Below are 15684 nucleotides of genomic sequence, written 5' to 3' on the forward strand. Positions count from 1 at the left end.
GACGCACGTGGTCAGAGGGGCTGGAGCCGGGTGTGCAGGAGGCAGAATTCATTGCCTTCCGGGTCGGCCAGGCAGTGCCAGTTCTCGGTACCGGTCTGACCGACGTCGACGGTCCTGGCGCCGAGAGCGAGCAGCCGCTCCAGCTCGGCGTCCTGGTCGCGGTCGGTGGCGTTGACGTCGATGTGCAGTGGGAGCTTCCCGGTCCGCGGGTCGCTGCTGGGGCTGAGGACGAGGGTGGGCTGCGGGCCGCCGAAGCCGGCGTCGGGCGGCCCGATCTCGATGCTTCCGTCGTCCTCCCGGCCGAGTTCGACGTAGCCCAGGACCTTGCTCCAGAATGCGGCGAGCCGGTCAGGGTCGGCGCAGTCGATGACCAGTTCACTGATGCGGCATGCCATGCCCTCAGTGTACGTAGACACCCGGAGAGTCGATCGTCGGCCGAGTGCTGGAGGGCGACACAGGCAACGCGATCGCGTTGTGCTGGACGATTCGAAGGAAACGGCCTGGTTGCCTTCGCCGCTGGGCCGCCGACGGCGCAGTTCGTCCAGCGTGGTGCCGTCGGAGCGGTGCCAGAGCGTCCAGCCGTTGATGACATTGCCTGTCACCGCCTCCGCGGCTTTCGAGGGGGAGGGGAAGGGGAAGGGCGAGGCATGGCCGTCGACAATCAACTGTCGGCGCCGCCACCCGCCGGGCACGCGACGCGCAATCCGTGTCCCGGGACGACTGCACCGTGGACGCGGAAGCCCGCGGTCCGCCGGACCGCGCACCTGCGCGAGTTCGGTCTTGCCGAGCGTGGCTGCCGCGGCGTCGTGTTGAGTGCTCTCGTCGAATTGACTGACTCCGCGTCGCTGGTGAGCAGTGCCCCCTGTCAGCCTTCCGTGGGGCCGGCCGGGACTGACGTCGAGTGAGTTTGGGGAGCCGACATGACCTGCAGCACGGGGTAAACAAGATCTGCGCACTGAAAGATCAGGCGTAGATCGTCGATCTCAGCTGCGCAGAAAAGTGTCCAGTGGACAGGACAGGGCCCTGGACACTGAACTCATTTCTCTCGTCCGCCACAGCTGTGACGGTGCGGCGGTTGCATGACGGCTCCGTTCTCGGATAGGTATCGCCAGGTGGAATATGGCGCTGTGTAATTGCACCGCTACTTGTCGAATCCGGGCCGGCACGCGACAGTGTGCACAGTCGTGCAGTCAGCCGACGCAGGTAGTCAAGGGGGGTCTTGTGATGCACGCGCGCCAAGAGACGATTCGGCCGGTGACAACTACACGGCGACGATCAGCGACGATCGCGGCTGCGCTCGCCGCCGCCAGTGCTTTGGGGCTGGCGACCGCGGCACCGGCGAGCGCCGAGGTCAAGTCCACTTGCGGCACCTACATCTGCGTGGCTACTGCCTATCAGGGGCGCGACTACGTCCAGGACATCACCGTCACGACGAGGGACGGGCTGCCGGGGACGTTGCGCGCCTTCGTGGGCGATTACCGGAACAGCAAGGCCGGCGTGTCGCGGTGGCGGTTCGTCGTCAACCGCGAGATCAGGGCATATCCGCGATTGGCCATCTGCGGTGGTCTGGATCGCAGTGGCAGGGTCATCGAGAACCACTGTGTACTGATCCCCTAATCGCCCGTCGGTCTTGGCCAGCTCACCTTCCGTGATACGCGCACGCTGAGTGACGGCTGCCCTCGGACTGTCCTTGGGGAAATTGCCCACCGCCTGTCCGGGTTCGTGACACATGGGACTGAACCTCCCACCGGCCTAGGTATCTGCATCGGTGGCGGTGTAGATGTCTGGGTCGGTGGAGAGGTGTCCATTGTCGGGGGTGAGGATGCCGCGCAGCCGGTTCAGGGGCGTGTAGAGGGGCCGGCTGTCGGGTTCAATGCCGTCCTCGTCGGGAAACTCGAAGAGCCGGTCGAAGGGCACGGTGACGAACGGCCATGCGCCGGGGATTTCCATCGAATCGGGGTGGTACTGCCACACGGTGCCGAAGTGCCGGTTGTGGACTTCCCCGACGTACCACGAGGCGGTCTGGAGGAAGTCGCCCCCTTCGTCCTGGTGGGCCTGCTCGGTGGTGGCGTAGCGGTCGCGGATCAGGCTTTCGAGGCGGGCGAGCGAGTCGAGGCTGAAGTCCCATGCGCCGGGGGCCTGTTCGGCCCAGCCGGGGAATTCGGAGCGCTGGACGGTCAGCCAGGCGTTCAGGACCCAGTTGTCGGACCTGAGCTGGTCGAGCTGGCGCAGTTCCTCGTACTCGTCGTCGTCAATGTCCATACCTGTGAACCTATCGGCCGGCAGTGTCGCTATCCGTCACGACAACAGGACTCGCATCCGTGGGAGTTGGAAGCCGGCCCGGCCGAACATTTGGCGTTCGAGCAACGTGATCCGATTGACCTGGCCTTCGACCACGCCTGAGTTCCAGGGCAAGGTCAAGCCGGCGATCACTGCGTCACGGTCGCGGTCGATGCCCGCTGTGGGGGTGTGGATGCTTGGCAGGTCGTCCTGGCGGATGGCGCCGAGCCACTGGGGGAGCCGTTTGCCCTGGCGATCGGTGAGAGTGTGGGCAAAGACCGGACGTGGCCGGTGAGGGCGTCAAGGACCCGCAGGCACTGGCGGTGACGGGCAGTTTGGGAGCAACCTGGCTGCCGCGAGCAAAACGAACTGCTCTTGGCGGATGCGTCAGCCAGGTCACAGGCCGAATGCCCCGCCTTCGACGAGGATGAGCAGGCCGATGGCGATGAGGACCAGCGGCAGCAGGATGTGGCCCCAGCGGGCGAGGGCCTTGGCGATCACCGGACGGGTGGCGAAGTACCGGCCTGCGAAGCACCACACCGCCACCACCACGAGGAACACCACGGCGTACACGCTCATCCCGCCGACGCCGGCGGTGGCGAAGACGGGAACGTAGACGCCGATGTTGTCGCCGCCATTGGCGAAGGTGACCGCGGCGACCTCCAGCGGGCTGGGCCCACCCGCCTTGGCCTGCTCCTTCTCCTCGTCCCCGTCGCCGTCGCGGCGGTTCTTCCACGCCTGCCAGGCGGCCCTGAGGCCCAGCGCGAGCGGCAGCAGACCGAAGTAGGGGACGGCGGACTCGGGCAGGAACGTAGCGCCGACCGCGGCGGTCACCGCCACAGCGAGGATCGCAGCGAAGCCCAGGTACTGGCCAAGCACGATGCGGCGCGTGGAGCTGTGGTGTCCAGCCCCCTGGGCGAAGAACAGCGCCAGGATCAGGATGTCGTCGATGTTGGTGACGGCGAACAGCCCGGCCGCCTGACCGATGATGCCCAGGTTCACGAGTAGGCGCTCTCCTGTCAGTGGTGTGATGCCCTTGGTGACGCTACCGGGAGCCCATATCAGCCCTGTGCGCGGGGACGAGGGGCAGCGCCGGCCTCCATGGTGTCCCTTCTCGTGAACATCGAACACGACGCCGTCAGGTGCCGCCCAGTGGAAGGCCCAGCTGCGCCACCGGCCGTCAGCGGATCCCGAACCGTCGGCGTAGCGCAGAGTCAACGCGGCCGTCCTTCACCACCCGCCGAGCTTGGCAGCCCGCTGAGCCTGACGGATCACGGTGGGAGCGAGTTGGCGGGTTTGACGGTGCATGGCAGGGTCACGGCATGCAGTTGTGGACAGCGCAGCACCGTGCCGTCGCCGGGGTACTGGAGGAGACAGGTCGACTGGTCGGTGAGTGGGACCGTGTGGAACCGTCGCTGCGCCCTGTCTACCAGGTGATGGTCGCCGAAATGCTGCGGCGGGGGATCGACTGTGAAGGCCGGCCGCCGGTGTGGGCGTGGGCCGAACCGGACACCCGCGACATCCGGGTGCTGGAGACGGCCCGGCTGCTGCTCAGCGACAACGACTTCGACAGGGGAGTCGTTGTCTTGGATCTGGATGTTCCGGACGAGTATGTGCTGCGGAGCTCGTACCCCTCCTGGGACGAGGTGTACTTCGGGTTCCTTTCCGGGGAGCCGCCACCGGCCATGAACTGGTCGATAGCGCCGGAGGAAGAGAGCGACCCGGATGCGTGCAGTATTCAGGCATGTCTGCCGATGGTTCACCGCTCGTGGGTCCGCGGCATCCGCCCGATCGATCCGCTGTGGACCTTCACCGGATGACGACTGCTGCGGTGTGGCCGGGGGGTGATGGTGCCCGACAAGCTGTGAACAAAGCCACAGCGGCTTTGTGTGCCTGCTGGACAGCTGCATCTGGGCGAACAAACCACCGTCTTTGCCGGCACGCAGCCACGGCGCGGTACGGCGGGCGCCCCGCCCCATACCCCGGAACAACGTCGCGGACCAATCAAGTCACTGACCCAGCCGGACAGGCCCCAGAAGCATGCTTGGCTGAGCGGATGAACAGCAACTCGACGGGAACCGGTCCGTCAACAACCGTGCAGGTCCGGCGCTTCCTCAAAGATGATTCGGTGGAGCAGCTGACTCTTCTGCTCCACCGTGCCTACGCGGACCACGCCGCCGCCGGGCGGTCTTCTTCGCCTCCTACCAGACTCCGCAGGACACCCAGCACCGCCTGAGCAAAGGCGAGTGCTGGGTCGCACTGGACGGGCATGCCATCGTCGGCACCGTCACGGTGTCAGCTCCTCACACCACTCCGGTGGGATGGATACCCCGCACCAGCCGGAAGAGGCTCGTTCTGGCAACTGGCCGTCGAGCCGTCGCAACGAGGCACTGGCCTCGGACACCGACTGCTGGCGTTGGCAGAGTCACGGATCGCTGCCCTTGGATCGACGCAGGTCGTCATTGATACCTCCTCAGAGGCGACAGAACTCGTCGACTGGTACCAACGACGTGGGTACGCGCCGATCGGCACTTGGCGGTGGGACGTCACCAACTACGACAGCATCGTCCTCATGAAGGAGCTGCCCACGGCGACTCCTTTGTGATCGCCCGGACGGGTCCTAGCCGAAGAGGAGGTCGACGTCCTTCTCGACACAAAGCTGCAGAACGACCACCAACTGGCGGACGTCGTCGATGTGTCGTTGGAGGAGAGGATCGACGTTTGCCTCTTGTCGGCGGTCGCCGATCTCCTGCAGGCGAGGCAGCATCGCTGCGCATTGGGTGGGTGTGAGGTCGGGGCCGGCGTCGTCGGGGTGATCGAGGAGTGGTGCCAGCCTGGTGGAGACGTCGCTCCACGGGCGCTGTCCGCCGAAGCCGTCCATGTCGTGGAGCGTGAAGCCCTCAGCTTGCGCCAGCCACTGCCGGAAGACTCCGAAGCTGGTGTAGGACCAGGAGACGTCTGGGCTGCCGGTGTCGTCGTCTCCTGGGAACAGAACGAGCCCCATCATGTCCTCCTTGTTGACCGAGCACACAGGATCGGCCGGGGCAAGGGCGATGGCAACTGAAATGGTCTCCCTGTGGCTCGTGTGATCACGACGTCTGAGTCGTCCTGGATAGGCCCGTTCGCTGGGGTGAGCTCGCGTCAGTTCGGCAAGCTGATCATCCACTGTGGCGCGAGGGTGTGGAGCCAGTGAGCCAGGGGGCGTCTGTGGAGTGTGGCGCCGGCGGACCGGGTGCTGCTGGTCGCCGCTTTGGGGCGGATGAGGCTGACCGCGGCAGACAGAAGGCAGCCGTAAGGCGCCAGCCGTCGTGGCGTCCACCACGCGCCGGGGTGCGGTTCGGCAGCCGTCGGCCGGAGTCAGCACCAGGTGGTGAGGTCGTATACGGCCTGGCAGCGGCTATCGGAGACCGGTCGCTGGAAACGGTCGAGGTCGTGGGACGACGCCAGCGCCGGGAAGATCATGTCGGCGGTGCCGCCGCGTGAGTCGACGTTCCCTGCCTCGTCGCGCATGCAGAAGTCGAGTCCCCAGACGTCACCGGTTTCCGTCCATCTGACGTAGTACCGGGCGTAACGCTCGTCAACGAGCATGAAGCCGAGGAGACGCCACTCCACCTCACCTGTTGCGTCTGCTTCGCCTTCCAGGTCTTCATCGATGGACGCTGCGTCGTTCGCCGGGCCGAGGGAAAGCAGCGGCAGGTACAGGGCATCCGCCAGGGTGACGGGTGGAGCTTGGAGGGCACGGAGGAAGTGACGCCGGGCGTCGAATACGGGGACCGGGAAGACCTCGTCGTGGGAGGGCGGGCCCAGAGCCTCGCGGTGGGCGATGCATGCGCGAAGTGCGGCGATGACCTGATCGTGTGGGATTTCCTCGCCGTCATCGTCGAGCAGCGGGATCTCCAGGGCGTATGTGGAGCCAAGGTCTAGGCCGTCCCACAAGACAACTATCGCACCACGATCGTCGTCTATTGGCGGGAGCAGCCCCCGCAGCACATGCGAACCCGGCGTCAACGGGGAGGCCACGAACTCTCGCAGCCTCCCCAGCAGGCTCTCAAGGAGAATGTCGCGCGGGGTTCGGCCGGCGGTGGGGTCGTCCTCAACCACGGTGATCGATTCTCCCTGAGAGTGCGAGTCAGACGGTGTTCACGACGTCAGGGCACCGGTTGACGCCCTGGCAGTAGGCCGTGATCGTACCGATCTTGCCCTTGTGCCCCGGCAGTTTGTAGCGGCCGTCCTACTCGCCCTCGTACGGCAGTCGCTGGCCGGGCCGGGCATCTGGCCGCACTTCAAGCACGTCCTCGATCGAGCCGGGCCGCCGCCCACCGGCGGCGTCTCGCCGGTTTCGATGCCGCCGGGGAATACGGACAGTGGTGAAGTGGTCGCGGGGGGCAGGCAGGGGAGGGTGCCGAGGGATGTCTGCTATTCGTCGGCGTGCGGGGAAACCCGACCATCACCGCCACCCAACCGTCACGTCCCCCTCGGGCGCCGGGACGCCGCCACCATCACGTGAAGAGCGTCACAACTGGCGTGCTCCAGGGGTGGGTTGACCGCTCCCGGTTAGGACTTGCTGCATGACAGCTGCTGGAGTTGACGTGGTGGCCCGCGGGGCGAGCGTGCGGGGAGCGAGAGGCCCGGTGTTCGAGGGGGTGGACCTGGACGTACCGGCGGGCGGACTGCTGGCTGTTCACGGCCCGGCCGGTTCCGGGCGTACCTCTCTGCTGCTTGCGCTTGCCGGGCGGATGCGGCTCTCCGGCGGAGCCATCCAGGTCGGTGGGTATGTCCTGCCCGCGGAGGGGCGACGGGTACGCAAGCTGGTCGCCATCGCCCGGGCCGCGCCCGCGGTCGATCTCGAAGGGCGGCTGCGGGTGCGGGAGGTGATGGCCGAACGCTGCCTGACCAGCCCCGGTGTGACGGAGCGCCGCATCCGCCAGGCATTCGAGACCCTGGACCTCGCCCCACGAGAGGCAGATCTGGTCGAGGACCTCGGTCCGGCTGACGGGCTGCTGCTGGCGACCGCACTGGCCCTCGCCGAACAGCCCGGCGCCCTCGTGGTCGACGACGTCGACGACGGCCTGCCGCCCGACGCGCACGGACCCGTGTGGGAGGCCCTGCACCGGGTCCAGGACAACGGTCCCACCGTGCTGGCCGGCTGCCTCCAGCCGCCCTCGCCCACTCCCGGCCTGATCGCGCTGTTACTTCCGCGGCGCAGCCGGGACCGTCTCCCGGCCGAGACGGCCGCTGTCCGAGAGGACGCCGACACATGAAAGCCGTCAAGCTGGCGCTGCTGGAACTCCGGCGCTTCCGAGGCCCGATGCGCCGACTGGTCCCGGTCCTGCTCTGCCTGGTGCCGTTGTTGTACGGCGCCATGTACCTCTGGGCGAACTGGGATCCGTACGGCAAGACCGACCGCATGCCGGTTGCCGTCGTCAACCAGGACCAGCCGGCGCATGCCCGGCAGGGCAACCGGGTCAACGCCGGCGACCAGCTGGTCCAGCAGCTCAAGGCGTCCGGCACCTTCGACTGGCACTTCGTCGGACCGGACGAGGCGAGGGACGGGCTGGAGCACGGACGCTACTTCTTCACCATCGACATCCCATCCGACTTCAGCCGCAAACTCGCCACCGGTGCCGACACCCGCCCGCAACAGGCGGGCATCCGGATCGAACTCAACGATGCCAACAACTACATCGCCGGCATCATGACCGAGGTGGTGCAGAACAAGCTGCAGGACCAGGTCAACTCCGCCACGCATGCCGCTTATGTGCGGAGCGTCTACGGTGAGTTGTCGGACGTGCGCGACAAGCTGTCCACCGCGGCTGATGGCGCACACCGGTTGGTGGGTGCCACCCGCGTGGCGCAGCAGGGCACTTCCACGGTCGCGTCGGGGACCTCCACCCTGCACGACGGTGCCGACGGCGTCGCCGCCGGGGCGCGGCAGATCGCCCGTGCCACCGGGCAGATCGACGACCTCTCCGGCCGCCTCGACCGGGCCGCCGCCGACCGCTTGCCCGGAGCTGTCTCCGCCCTGGTGACCACCGCCCGGCTGACCACCGACGGCCTGGACGCGGTGCACACCGCCACCACCGCCACCCGCAAGGGCACTTCGCGTGCCGTGACGGACCTCACCGATCTCGCCGATTCCCACCCCGAATTACGGGACGACCCCGTCTACCGAACCGCCCTGAGCCACGCCCGTGATCTGGATTCCACTGCCACCGACCTCGACGGCCGGGCCGCCGCCGCGGAGAACAATGCCCGGCACTCCCTCCGTGACGCCGAGCGCCTCCAGGGCGACATCGGCTCACTCAGAAGTGATGTGCTGGCCCTGCACACCCCGCTCCGTCTCGTCGACACCGGGTCCCACAGCGCTGCCGACGGCGCGCGCGGCCTGTCCGACGGGCTAGGCACCTTGGAAAAGGGCTCCGGAGCCCTGCGCTCCGCCGCCGACCAGGCGCACGACGGTGCCTCCGACGTCTCCCGCACCGTGGACGACGGACTGCACAAAATTCCCCGCACCAGCCCCGACCAGGTCGCCCACGCCGCCGAGGTACTGGGCACACCCGTACACATCGATCGCGGCAACCTGCATCCGGCTGGGGTCTACGGACGCGGTCTGGCTCCGTTCTTCTTCGGCATCGCCCTGTGGGTGTTCGGCCTCTTCGCCTACCTGATGCTGCGCCCGCTCAACGTCCGTGCCCTGGCCGGTCGGGTCGGTGCGTTCACCACCGCCGTCGCGGGATGGCTGCCGGCGGCGGTACTCGGCGCCGTGGGGGCGCTCGTGCTCTACGGCGTCGTCGACCTCACCCTGGGGCTCAGTCCCGTCAACCGCTTCGGGACGCTCGCGCTCCTGGTCACCGCAGCAGCGGCCTTCGTAGCCGTCGATCACTGCCTGCGCACCGTCTTCGGGGTGCCGGGCGACGTCTTGTCACTGGTCCTGCTCATCCTCCAGCTCACCGCCTCCGGCGGGCTCTATCCGCTGCCTACCGAGCCGGCCTTCTTCCAGGTGCTGAACCCGATGCTCCCGATGACCTACCTGGTTGACGGATTGCGGGTCACCGTATCGGGCGGGCTCACCGCGAACCTGCTGCGGGATTTTGTCGTCCTCTTCCTCTTCACGGCCGGTTTTCTCGCCATCACTGCCCTCGCCGTACGACGCCAACGGGTGTGGACCATCGGGCGCCTCCACCCGGACGTCTCCCTGTGAGTGCCGGGGCAGTGCCGCGACAGGCTCGCCCATCGCCGTGCCAGGCTCGCCGTGCGACCAATCCGGGCCCGCACCGGAAACGAATGGCCCGTTAGATACCGGGCCCGAACGCGATCTGCCGGAAGGGCCGCTTGGCCGCCTGTCGGCCGCCGGCAGGAGGAGGCTGGGCGGGTAGCGCTCTCGATGCGCTCTTCGCACGCCGGCTCGACAGGCTGGACACCCGTCGGCGGACGAGTTCGGATCTGCCCTCAGGCCGTATCGTCAATCCGCTCCCATCCACCACTCCACATCAAGCGACGTCCTGATCGACAGGGCACTGCCTAGATCTGGGGGACGGCGTGCAGGGTGGCGAACAGCCCCCGGGCGCGGGTGCCGTCCGGAAGTTGCCAGGCACCGCCGACGTGGCCGGTTGCCCCCTGTGGACGGAGGGCCGAGCCGCCGGGGGAGGGCCGCAGGACCCGCTGCAAGCGGAGGGTCGCGCCAGGCGGGGCCGGCAGTTCGGTGCCCTCTTGGTCGTCGGTGGCGGTGGGGGCGGTGGGGGCGAAGTCCGTGAGGGTAGGGCCGTCACCGGCGTAGGAGCGGGTGACCTCCCGGTCGGGGGTGTCGCTGGCGTTCTGGTCCTGAGCCTGGACGCGGCCCTCGATCAGGGCGAGCAACTGGGCCACCAGCACGGGGTCGTGGCAGCCGTCGTATGCCCAGCGCCGCCCCAGAACTCCGTGCTGCATCGTGCCGACGAGGGCGTGGTCCGCCCCGTCGAGCGGGGCACTGCGATAGGTGAGCGGTACCAGATAGGTGGCCGGGTGGGCACCGGAGGTGTCGGCGACCGCCATGAACTCGATCCCGACCTCACCCTGCGGATCGTCCAGCCGGAAGCCGCCGGCCTTGGACAACTCCGGTTCGCCCGTGACGCCGTGGTACCACGATCGGGAGGGAAGCCAGGAGGTGAGCAGTTCAAGCTTGGTCGGATTGAGGGCGGTGTGGTGGATGACGGCCATGCCGAGGGTTCTCCTCCGTTGAGCGGGTGCGAGCTTCGTACCTTCCCATCTGGGTGGCGTCGACGAAGCTCCTGATGAGAAGGGGAGTGCAGAGCAGCAGGACGGAATACGGCCCAGCGCACCGAGCAGGCCGCCCGGGGCTGCTTGGCCGGACACGATGACATCGGCCACGCCCGGCGAGCGCGGAATGGGGGCGCCGTCCACGTCGTAGGGTCCCTCACCGTGTCCGCTCTCGCGTACACACGTCGCCCGCCGCATGCCAACAGGTCAGCGGTCTGCTGGACGGTCTTCTCGCAGGCGTCGTACAGAACCTGGGCCGGCGTGGTCCGGTCCGTGGCGCTCCACTGGTCAGCCCTTTATGGAGAAGAAGATCGTGTCCTGGGTGTACCAGTCGATGTTCTTGGTGGCGTGCTCCCACTCGTCGTGCTCGAACTCCAGCTTTTCGATGAGGAGTTGGGTGTCATAGGTGCTGGATCATCTCATAGCTGGCCATGCCGGCTCAGACGCCGAGTACGCGGCCGGCGCCTACTACACGGCTCTCCAGCACATCATCGGGACAGGCCCAAGTCGATGCCCTGGTGATCAAGGTCGAGTTGGCTGGCCTGCGCGAGCTCGCGCATGACGTCGAGGTTGCTCTGCTGGTCGGATGTCAGGCTTCCGGCGGCCCCGAGAAATGCCACGACGTCGGCTTTGTCGGCGGTGTTGAAGGAGATGATTCGGCTCATGAGTGCCATGCTGCCACTCGCCACTGACATCGGACTCGACAAGCAGCGGTTCTCGCAGAGCCTCTCAACTCGCCGTTCACCTCCCGGTCTTGCCTTGATTGCCATTATTGAGGTGATCGCGGCTGGGGTGGTCGGCCAGACTGACTCTGTGAAGCACGCTGAAGAGCAGCCGTTGACCGGCGGGCACGTCAGCGAGGGCTTCGTCCGTGTCGGGGATGCGGCCACGGAGCCTTGTATGGCGCAGTCCTCGGGCCTACGGCGCACCGGCGCGCCCGGCCCCACGCAGGAAATCCGGCAGCGTCAACTGAGGTGGTGAGACTCGCTCGTGGTCGCGTCGAGGGCCGTCAGCAGTCGCGCGGCGAACTCCTGCGGGTATGCGGTGCATCCGACGTGGCCGCCGGGGAACTCGACGGCCTGCCGGCCCAGGAGTTCCGCCAGCCGGGTGGCCGGGCCGTACAGGGGGCTCCTTGGTACGGGAATCGCGCCCCACCGCGAGGATCAGTTTGTGGGCGGCGACGCGCAGCGCGGGGAGGTCCGGTGTGGTCGCGGTGAACGGGCACAACATGTGCTCCAGGAAGACCGGGAGGGTGCTCGCGCTGGACAACCCCCACGTGGTCGGCCACTCCCTGGGCGGCATGATCGCGCTGTGCCACGGCCAACGGCGGCCCGACTGCCCCGGTGTGGTCGATCTCGACGGCCTCGGCGGCGGCCGACCGGAACTGTACCCGGGCCTGGACGCCGAGGTCGTCGCGGAGCGGCGCGCCCAGCAGCTCGCGGCGCACTCGGCGGCACTCGTGCCGGACATCCTCGATGCCGGACAGGCCGAACTCGCCGTCGAACGGGCCCGTCAGGCGGCTGCCGTGTACGGCCTGGACACAGTGCTGGAGGAAGCCGGCGCCCGGCCCTCCAGCCGCTGGGGGACGGCCGCTACCGGCGCAAGCCCGCAGCATCAGCCCAAGCGGCGCCGATGGAGCCGCTGGAGGGTTGGGACGCCTTCACCGCCGTACGCGAGGCGGCCTGCCCCACGCTCCTCGTGCACGGTGGGCAGGCACCGCCGCTGGACCGGCTGCCCGCGCCCTTCCGGGAGCTGAACGAGGCACCGGTGGCCGGGGTACGGAACGGGCTCGAAGCGCTACGGGAAGTCGGCCCGCCGCGCCTGCGCATCGCCCAGGTGCAGGAGGCCGGCCACATGCTGCACCTCCAGGCACCGGAAGAAGTAGGCCGCCTCGTACGGGACTTCTTCCTGCCATGAGCCTGGCCGCCGAACCGGTTCTTCTGCGATCCGGTGCATTGGTACGCCGGAGGAGCGGAGGACCGGTGGACCGGTGGAGCGGTGGAGCGGTGGAGCGGTGGAGCGGTGGCGCGGAGGACCGGAGGACCGGATGAAGACGCTCGCGACGTGGAGCCGGGCAGGTCACCGGGAAGGGGCAATGGTTGCGGTCTTCGCCGGCCTTGCTGTGCCGAGGCCCGGGCAATCGGTGCCCGAGCGGAGCTGGGCTGGGCTGCCCTACCGTAGGACGCCATGAAGGTTCTGATCATCGGCGGCAGCGGGTTCCTGGGGTCGGAACTTGTGCGCCAGACTACGGCTGCGGGCTGGGAGACGGCCGCGACGTATTGTTCCCGGCCCGGCAGCATTCCCGGAGCCTCGTGGCACCAACTCGACCTCCGCGCCCCCGGGCACGTCGACGAGGTACTGGCCGCGGTTGCCCCCGGTGCCGTCATCAACGCAACGAGCGGTAGGAGCGACTGGGCGGTCACCGCCGACGGCTCGATCCGCGTGGCGATGGCCGCGACGAAACGCGGTTGCCGCCTGGTCCACGTCTCCAGCGACGCCGTGTTCTCCGGCTCCCGGATTCACTACGACGAGACCTGCCTGCCCGACCCGGTCACCCCGTATGGTGCGGCAAAGGCCGCCGCCGAGACCGCTGTGCGGCTCCTGGCGCCCACCGCCGCGGTCGCACGCACCTCATTGATCATCGGGCGCGGCAATTCCGTGCACGAGCGCATGGTCCATGCCCTGGCCGCCGGCACGGACGACGGCGTCCTGTTCACCGACGACATGCGCTGCCCGGTGCATGTCGAAGACCTGGCCTCCGCCCTGCGGGAACTCACCATGTCCGACCAGGCCGGGATGTTCCACCTCGCCGGAGCGGACGCCCTCAGCCGTCACGAACTCGGCGTTCTCCTCGCCCAACGCGACGGACTCGACCCGACCCGGCTGCCTGCCGGGCGCCGGGCCGACACCCTCATGCCCGGGGCACTCGACGTCCGCCTCGACAGCAGCGCCACACAGCGGCGCGTACGCACACGGCTGCGTGGAGCCCGGGAGTTCCTCCAGGTCCGGTAGGACGAAAGCAGAGTGCCGCAGACCGTCAGGACTTTCCTCTGGATCACCGGACGGACCGGAGTAACACGCCGCCGATGTGCAGTCCGGCCAAGTAAATGATTGCGGTCTTCCCCGCAGCTGGTGGCGACACCATGCCACTGCTGCAAGCTTGGTGCGCCTTGTCGCCGAGGACCACGTCCGGCCTGCTGCGGGCCCGTGCCGTCCACATCGGCGAGAGGCTCGCAGAACTCTCGCAACTGGTCAGTTGAGGACGGCGAGGTCGAGTTGCCGGAGGCGTGCGGGGTCGGCGATCACCTCGTACTCGGCGATCTTGTCATCCTCGATGGTGAAGGTGAGAGCGAGCAGCAGTTGGCCGCGCGGGGCCACGATGACTCCCACCTCGCCGTTGACCAGTGCCAATTCGGCGAGCTGCGACCTGCGGGCAAGGACGACCGTCCCCTCCGCCACGCCCCGAGCGCCACGCACCTCCGTGGCTCCGCCTGGCGGCACGGCGGCCGGGTCGGCGCGGCGCACCACGTCGGGGGCCAACACCGCAAGGACCGCGGTGAGGTCACCGGTCCGCGACGCGGCAAGGAACGCTGAGACGACCTGCCGACGCCGGGCGAGTTCGGCGGTTGGACCCACGGGAGTGCCCTGTACCTTGCGGCGCGCGCGGCTGGCGAGCTTCTTCGTGGCCACCGGCGTGCGTTCCACGATGGGCGCGATCTGGTCGAACGGTACGGCGAACATATCGTGCAGGACGAACGCGATCCGTTCGGCGGGGCCAAGCCTGTCCAGCACCACGAGTAGCGCTCGGCTCACCGAGTCGGCCAACAACGCCTCACCCTCGGGAAGGTTCCCCTGAGTGGAGTCGGAGACTGCGTCGAGCACCTGCTGCTCGGTCAAGTCTTCTGGTCGTGACCTGCGGGAGCGCAGTATGTCGAGACAGATGCGGGTCACCACTGTTCGCAGCCAGCCGGCCAGGTTGTCCAGATGGTCGGCATCGACCCGGCTCAGACGGAGCCACGCTTCCTGCACAGCATCAGCGGCCTCGTCCAGGGAGCCAAGCATCCGGTAGGCAACTGCCCGGAGCATGCCACGCTGCTCCTCGAATCGTTCCGCCAGCCCATTGCGCTCGTCCACCGGTCACCTTTCCTGGCCTTGCTCCCGTCACCTCTCATGACGAACGCAACGAACCTGAAGTGACAGGAGAACCGGTGTCATCCTTGCTGCACCTGGATTCCAGTGCCGATCGTTCCGGCGACTCGGTCAGCAGGCAACTGACCGTATTGTTCGCAGACACCTGGCGGGCCGTGCACGGCCCGGCCGGGTACCGATACCGCGACCTGGCTGCCGACCCTGTGCCGCCTCTGGATACGGCCTATTGCTCGCTCGGCCGACGAGTGGAGCAACACGGCCTCGTCCCACTGTCCGGAGTGGACATGCTGATCGAGAGCCCGGCCGAGAAGCGGGAGTGGGCACTGACCCGCCCGCTGGTCACCGAACTGCTCGAGGCAGACACCGTGCTGGTCGGTGCCCCGATGTACAACTACTCGGTATCCGCGTCGCTGAAGGCATGGCTTGACCGGGTGGGCTTCCCGGGGGTTTTCATCGACGCAGCGACCGGGGACAGCCTGCTGCGGAGTACGAGGCTAGTGGTGATCAGCACGCGGGGCGGGGCCTATGGCCCAGGCACGCCACGGGAGGCATGGGACTTCCAAACACCCTGTCTGCGGGCATACTTCGGCAAGCAGGGGATGGCGGAGGAGGGCATGAATTTCGTCAGCGCTGAGATGACCTTGGCCGGACTTGTCCCGCACCTGAACCGCTGCCGACCACTGGCGGCGGCGTCGCTGGCTGCGGCGCGAGCCAAGATGACCGCGCTGGCCACCGCCGCAACCCGGTCGGCTACGCACTGATCAGAAGTCCATCGCCCACGGTTCGTGCGGCAGATCCACCCATGCGCATCGCCGCCGCGCTCCTCGGCTCCGCCATGCTCGCCGCGACCTCCGCCTGTCCGGCCGCCGCTGCCGGCCACAGCCGCGGTCGTGGTCACCATGGGCCGGCCGCGCAGCACCACGGCTCGGCGGTGGTGCTCGGCTCGATCCGGTACGACAGTCCCGGGCGCGACGCCCGCTCCAACCGGGGGCCTGAACG

Annotated in this window: 17 protein-coding genes; 9 read left to right on the forward strand and 8 right to left on the reverse strand. The window is 68.1% G+C overall.

Going from position 1 to position 15684, the window contains the following annotated elements:
* Nucleotides 1-11 precede the first annotated feature (11 nt).
* The gene (locus tag ACWGI6_RS08470; RefSeq protein ID WP_453266781.1) at nucleotides 12-395 is read right to left on the reverse strand and encodes a VOC family protein; all 384 of its coding nucleotides are present in this window, start codon (nucleotides 393-395) and stop codon (nucleotides 12-14) included.
* A gap of 859 nt (nucleotides 396-1254) precedes the next feature.
* Here ACWGI6_RS08470 and ACWGI6_RS08475 point away from each other — a divergent pair.
* On the forward strand, nucleotides 1255-1617 hold the full coding sequence (locus ACWGI6_RS08475; RefSeq protein WP_453266782.1) for a hypothetical protein: 363 nt from the start codon (nucleotides 1255-1257) through the stop codon (nucleotides 1615-1617).
* Between the two features lie 135 nt (nucleotides 1618-1752).
* On the opposite strand, the gene ACWGI6_RS08480 is transcribed toward ACWGI6_RS08475, so the two are convergent.
* Nucleotides 1753-2262: a hypothetical protein gene (locus ACWGI6_RS08480; protein WP_453266783.1), complete on the reverse strand. Its 510-nt coding sequence runs from the start codon at nucleotides 2260-2262 to the stop codon at nucleotides 1753-1755.
* A gap of 414 nt (nucleotides 2263-2676) precedes the next feature.
* The gene (locus ACWGI6_RS08485) at nucleotides 2677-3282 is read right to left on the reverse strand and encodes a cadmium resistance transporter (protein ID WP_453266784.1); all 606 of its coding nucleotides are present in this window, start codon (nucleotides 3280-3282) and stop codon (nucleotides 2677-2679) included.
* A gap of 320 nt (nucleotides 3283-3602) precedes the next feature.
* On the opposite strand from ACWGI6_RS08485, the gene ACWGI6_RS08490 reads away from it, so the two are divergent.
* Complete coding sequence (locus ACWGI6_RS08490) at nucleotides 3603-4100, forward strand: hypothetical protein (protein ID WP_453266785.1); 498 nt, start codon at nucleotides 3603-3605, stop codon at nucleotides 4098-4100.
* A gap of 449 nt (nucleotides 4101-4549) precedes the next feature.
* Complete coding sequence (locus ACWGI6_RS08495; protein ID WP_453266786.1) at nucleotides 4550-4885, forward strand: GNAT family N-acetyltransferase; 336 nt, start codon at nucleotides 4550-4552, stop codon at nucleotides 4883-4885.
* Between the two features lie 15 nt (nucleotides 4886-4900).
* On the opposite strand, the gene ACWGI6_RS08500 is transcribed toward ACWGI6_RS08495, so the two are convergent.
* Nucleotides 4901-5284 (reverse strand): hypothetical protein, encoded by a 384-nt coding sequence (locus ACWGI6_RS08500; protein ID WP_453266787.1) that lies wholly within the window; start codon nucleotides 5282-5284, stop codon nucleotides 4901-4903.
* A gap of 353 nt (nucleotides 5285-5637) precedes the next feature.
* A complete protein-coding gene (locus tag ACWGI6_RS08505; RefSeq protein ID WP_453266788.1) occupies nucleotides 5638-6381 on the reverse strand; it encodes a hypothetical protein in 744 nt (247 codons plus the stop codon).
* A 467-nt stretch (nucleotides 6382-6848) separates the two neighbouring features.
* Between ACWGI6_RS08505 and ACWGI6_RS08510 the strand changes: the two genes are divergently transcribed.
* Entirely contained in the window at nucleotides 6849-7541 is a 693-nt protein-coding gene (locus tag ACWGI6_RS08510) for an ATP-binding cassette domain-containing protein (RefSeq protein ID WP_453266789.1), read from the forward strand.
* Nucleotides 7538-9481 (forward strand): YhgE/Pip family protein, encoded by a 1944-nt coding sequence (locus ACWGI6_RS08515; RefSeq protein WP_453266790.1) that lies wholly within the window; start codon nucleotides 7538-7540, stop codon nucleotides 9479-9481. Before ACWGI6_RS08510 ends, ACWGI6_RS08515 begins: the two co-directional genes overlap by 4 nt.
* A 320-nt stretch (nucleotides 9482-9801) precedes the next feature.
* Here ACWGI6_RS08515 and ACWGI6_RS08520 read toward each other — a convergent pair whose 3' ends face one another.
* Complete coding sequence (locus ACWGI6_RS08520; RefSeq protein WP_453266791.1) at nucleotides 9802-10476, reverse strand: maltokinase N-terminal cap-like domain-containing protein; 675 nt, start codon at nucleotides 10474-10476, stop codon at nucleotides 9802-9804.
* A 548-nt stretch (nucleotides 10477-11024) separates the two neighbouring features.
* Nucleotides 11025-11201 (reverse strand): DUF7691 family protein, encoded by a 177-nt coding sequence (locus ACWGI6_RS08525; protein WP_453266792.1) that lies wholly within the window; start codon nucleotides 11199-11201, stop codon nucleotides 11025-11027.
* Here ACWGI6_RS08525 and ACWGI6_RS08530 point away from each other — a divergent pair.
* The 3 genes from ACWGI6_RS08530 (at nucleotide 11200) to ACWGI6_RS08540 (ending at nucleotide 13548) form a co-directional block, all read left to right on the forward strand.
* Entirely contained in the window at nucleotides 11200-11517 is a 318-nt protein-coding gene (locus ACWGI6_RS08530; RefSeq protein ID WP_453266793.1) for a hypothetical protein, read from the forward strand. The genes ACWGI6_RS08525 and ACWGI6_RS08530 overlap by 2 nt on opposite strands.
* A 651-nt stretch (nucleotides 11518-12168) precedes the next feature.
* Nucleotides 12169-12453: an alpha/beta fold hydrolase gene (locus ACWGI6_RS08535; protein ID WP_453266794.1), complete on the forward strand. Its 285-nt coding sequence runs from the start codon at nucleotides 12169-12171 to the stop codon at nucleotides 12451-12453.
* 270 nt (nucleotides 12454-12723) lie between these two features.
* Nucleotides 12724-13548, forward strand: a complete 825-nt coding sequence (locus ACWGI6_RS08540; RefSeq protein WP_453266795.1) for an SDR family oxidoreductase — start codon at nucleotides 12724-12726, stop codon at nucleotides 13546-13548.
* Nucleotides 13549-13788: 240 nt separating this feature from the next.
* On the opposite strand, the gene ACWGI6_RS08545 is transcribed toward ACWGI6_RS08540, so the two are convergent.
* Nucleotides 13789-14670, reverse strand: a complete 882-nt coding sequence (locus ACWGI6_RS08545; protein WP_453266796.1) for a sigma-70 family RNA polymerase sigma factor — start codon at nucleotides 14668-14670, stop codon at nucleotides 13789-13791.
* A gap of 74 nt (nucleotides 14671-14744) precedes the next feature.
* Here ACWGI6_RS08545 and ACWGI6_RS08550 point away from each other — a divergent pair, with 74 nt between their 5' ends.
* The gene (locus tag ACWGI6_RS08550; protein WP_453266797.1) at nucleotides 14745-15446 is read left to right on the forward strand and encodes an FMN-dependent NADH-azoreductase; all 702 of its coding nucleotides are present in this window, start codon (nucleotides 14745-14747) and stop codon (nucleotides 15444-15446) included.
* Nucleotides 15447-15684: the final 238 nt, after the last annotated feature.

The organism is Streptomyces sp. NPDC054786, from assembly GCF_053611685.1.

Coding starts and splice junctions, on each gene's coding strand:
- ACWGI6_RS08510 (WP_453266789.1), top strand. CDS start 6,849: ATGACAGCTGCTGGAGTTGACGTGGTGGCCCGCGGGGCGAGCGTGCGG.
- ACWGI6_RS08495 (WP_453266786.1), top strand. CDS start 4,550: ATGCCATCGTCGGCACCGTCACGGTGTCAGCTCCTCACACCACTCCGG.
- ACWGI6_RS08530 (WP_453266793.1), top strand. CDS start 11,200: ATGAGTGCCATGCTGCCACTCGCCACTGACATCGGACTCGACAAGCAG.
- ACWGI6_RS08525 (WP_453266792.1), bottom strand. CDS start 11,201: ATGAGCCGAATCATCTCCTTCAACACCGCCGACAAAGCCGACGTCGTG.
- ACWGI6_RS08535 (WP_453266794.1), top strand. CDS start 12,169: ATGGAGCCGCTGGAGGGTTGGGACGCCTTCACCGCCGTACGCGAGGCG.
- ACWGI6_RS08520 (WP_453266791.1), bottom strand. CDS start 10,476: ATGGCCGTCATCCACCACACCGCCCTCAATCCGACCAAGCTTGAACTG.
- ACWGI6_RS08480 (WP_453266783.1), bottom strand. CDS start 2,262: ATGGACATTGACGACGACGAGTACGAGGAACTGCGCCAGCTCGACCAG.
- ACWGI6_RS08515 (WP_453266790.1), top strand. CDS start 7,538: ATGAAAGCCGTCAAGCTGGCGCTGCTGGAACTCCGGCGCTTCCGAGGC.
- ACWGI6_RS08490 (WP_453266785.1), top strand. CDS start 3,603: ATGCAGTTGTGGACAGCGCAGCACCGTGCCGTCGCCGGGGTACTGGAG.
- ACWGI6_RS08470 (WP_453266781.1), bottom strand. CDS start 395: ATGGCATGCCGCATCAGTGAACTGGTCATCGACTGCGCCGACCCTGAC.
- ACWGI6_RS08500 (WP_453266787.1), bottom strand. CDS start 5,284: ATGGGGCTCGTTCTGTTCCCAGGAGACGACGACACCGGCAGCCCAGAC.
- ACWGI6_RS08540 (WP_453266795.1), top strand. CDS start 12,724: ATGAAGGTTCTGATCATCGGCGGCAGCGGGTTCCTGGGGTCGGAACTT.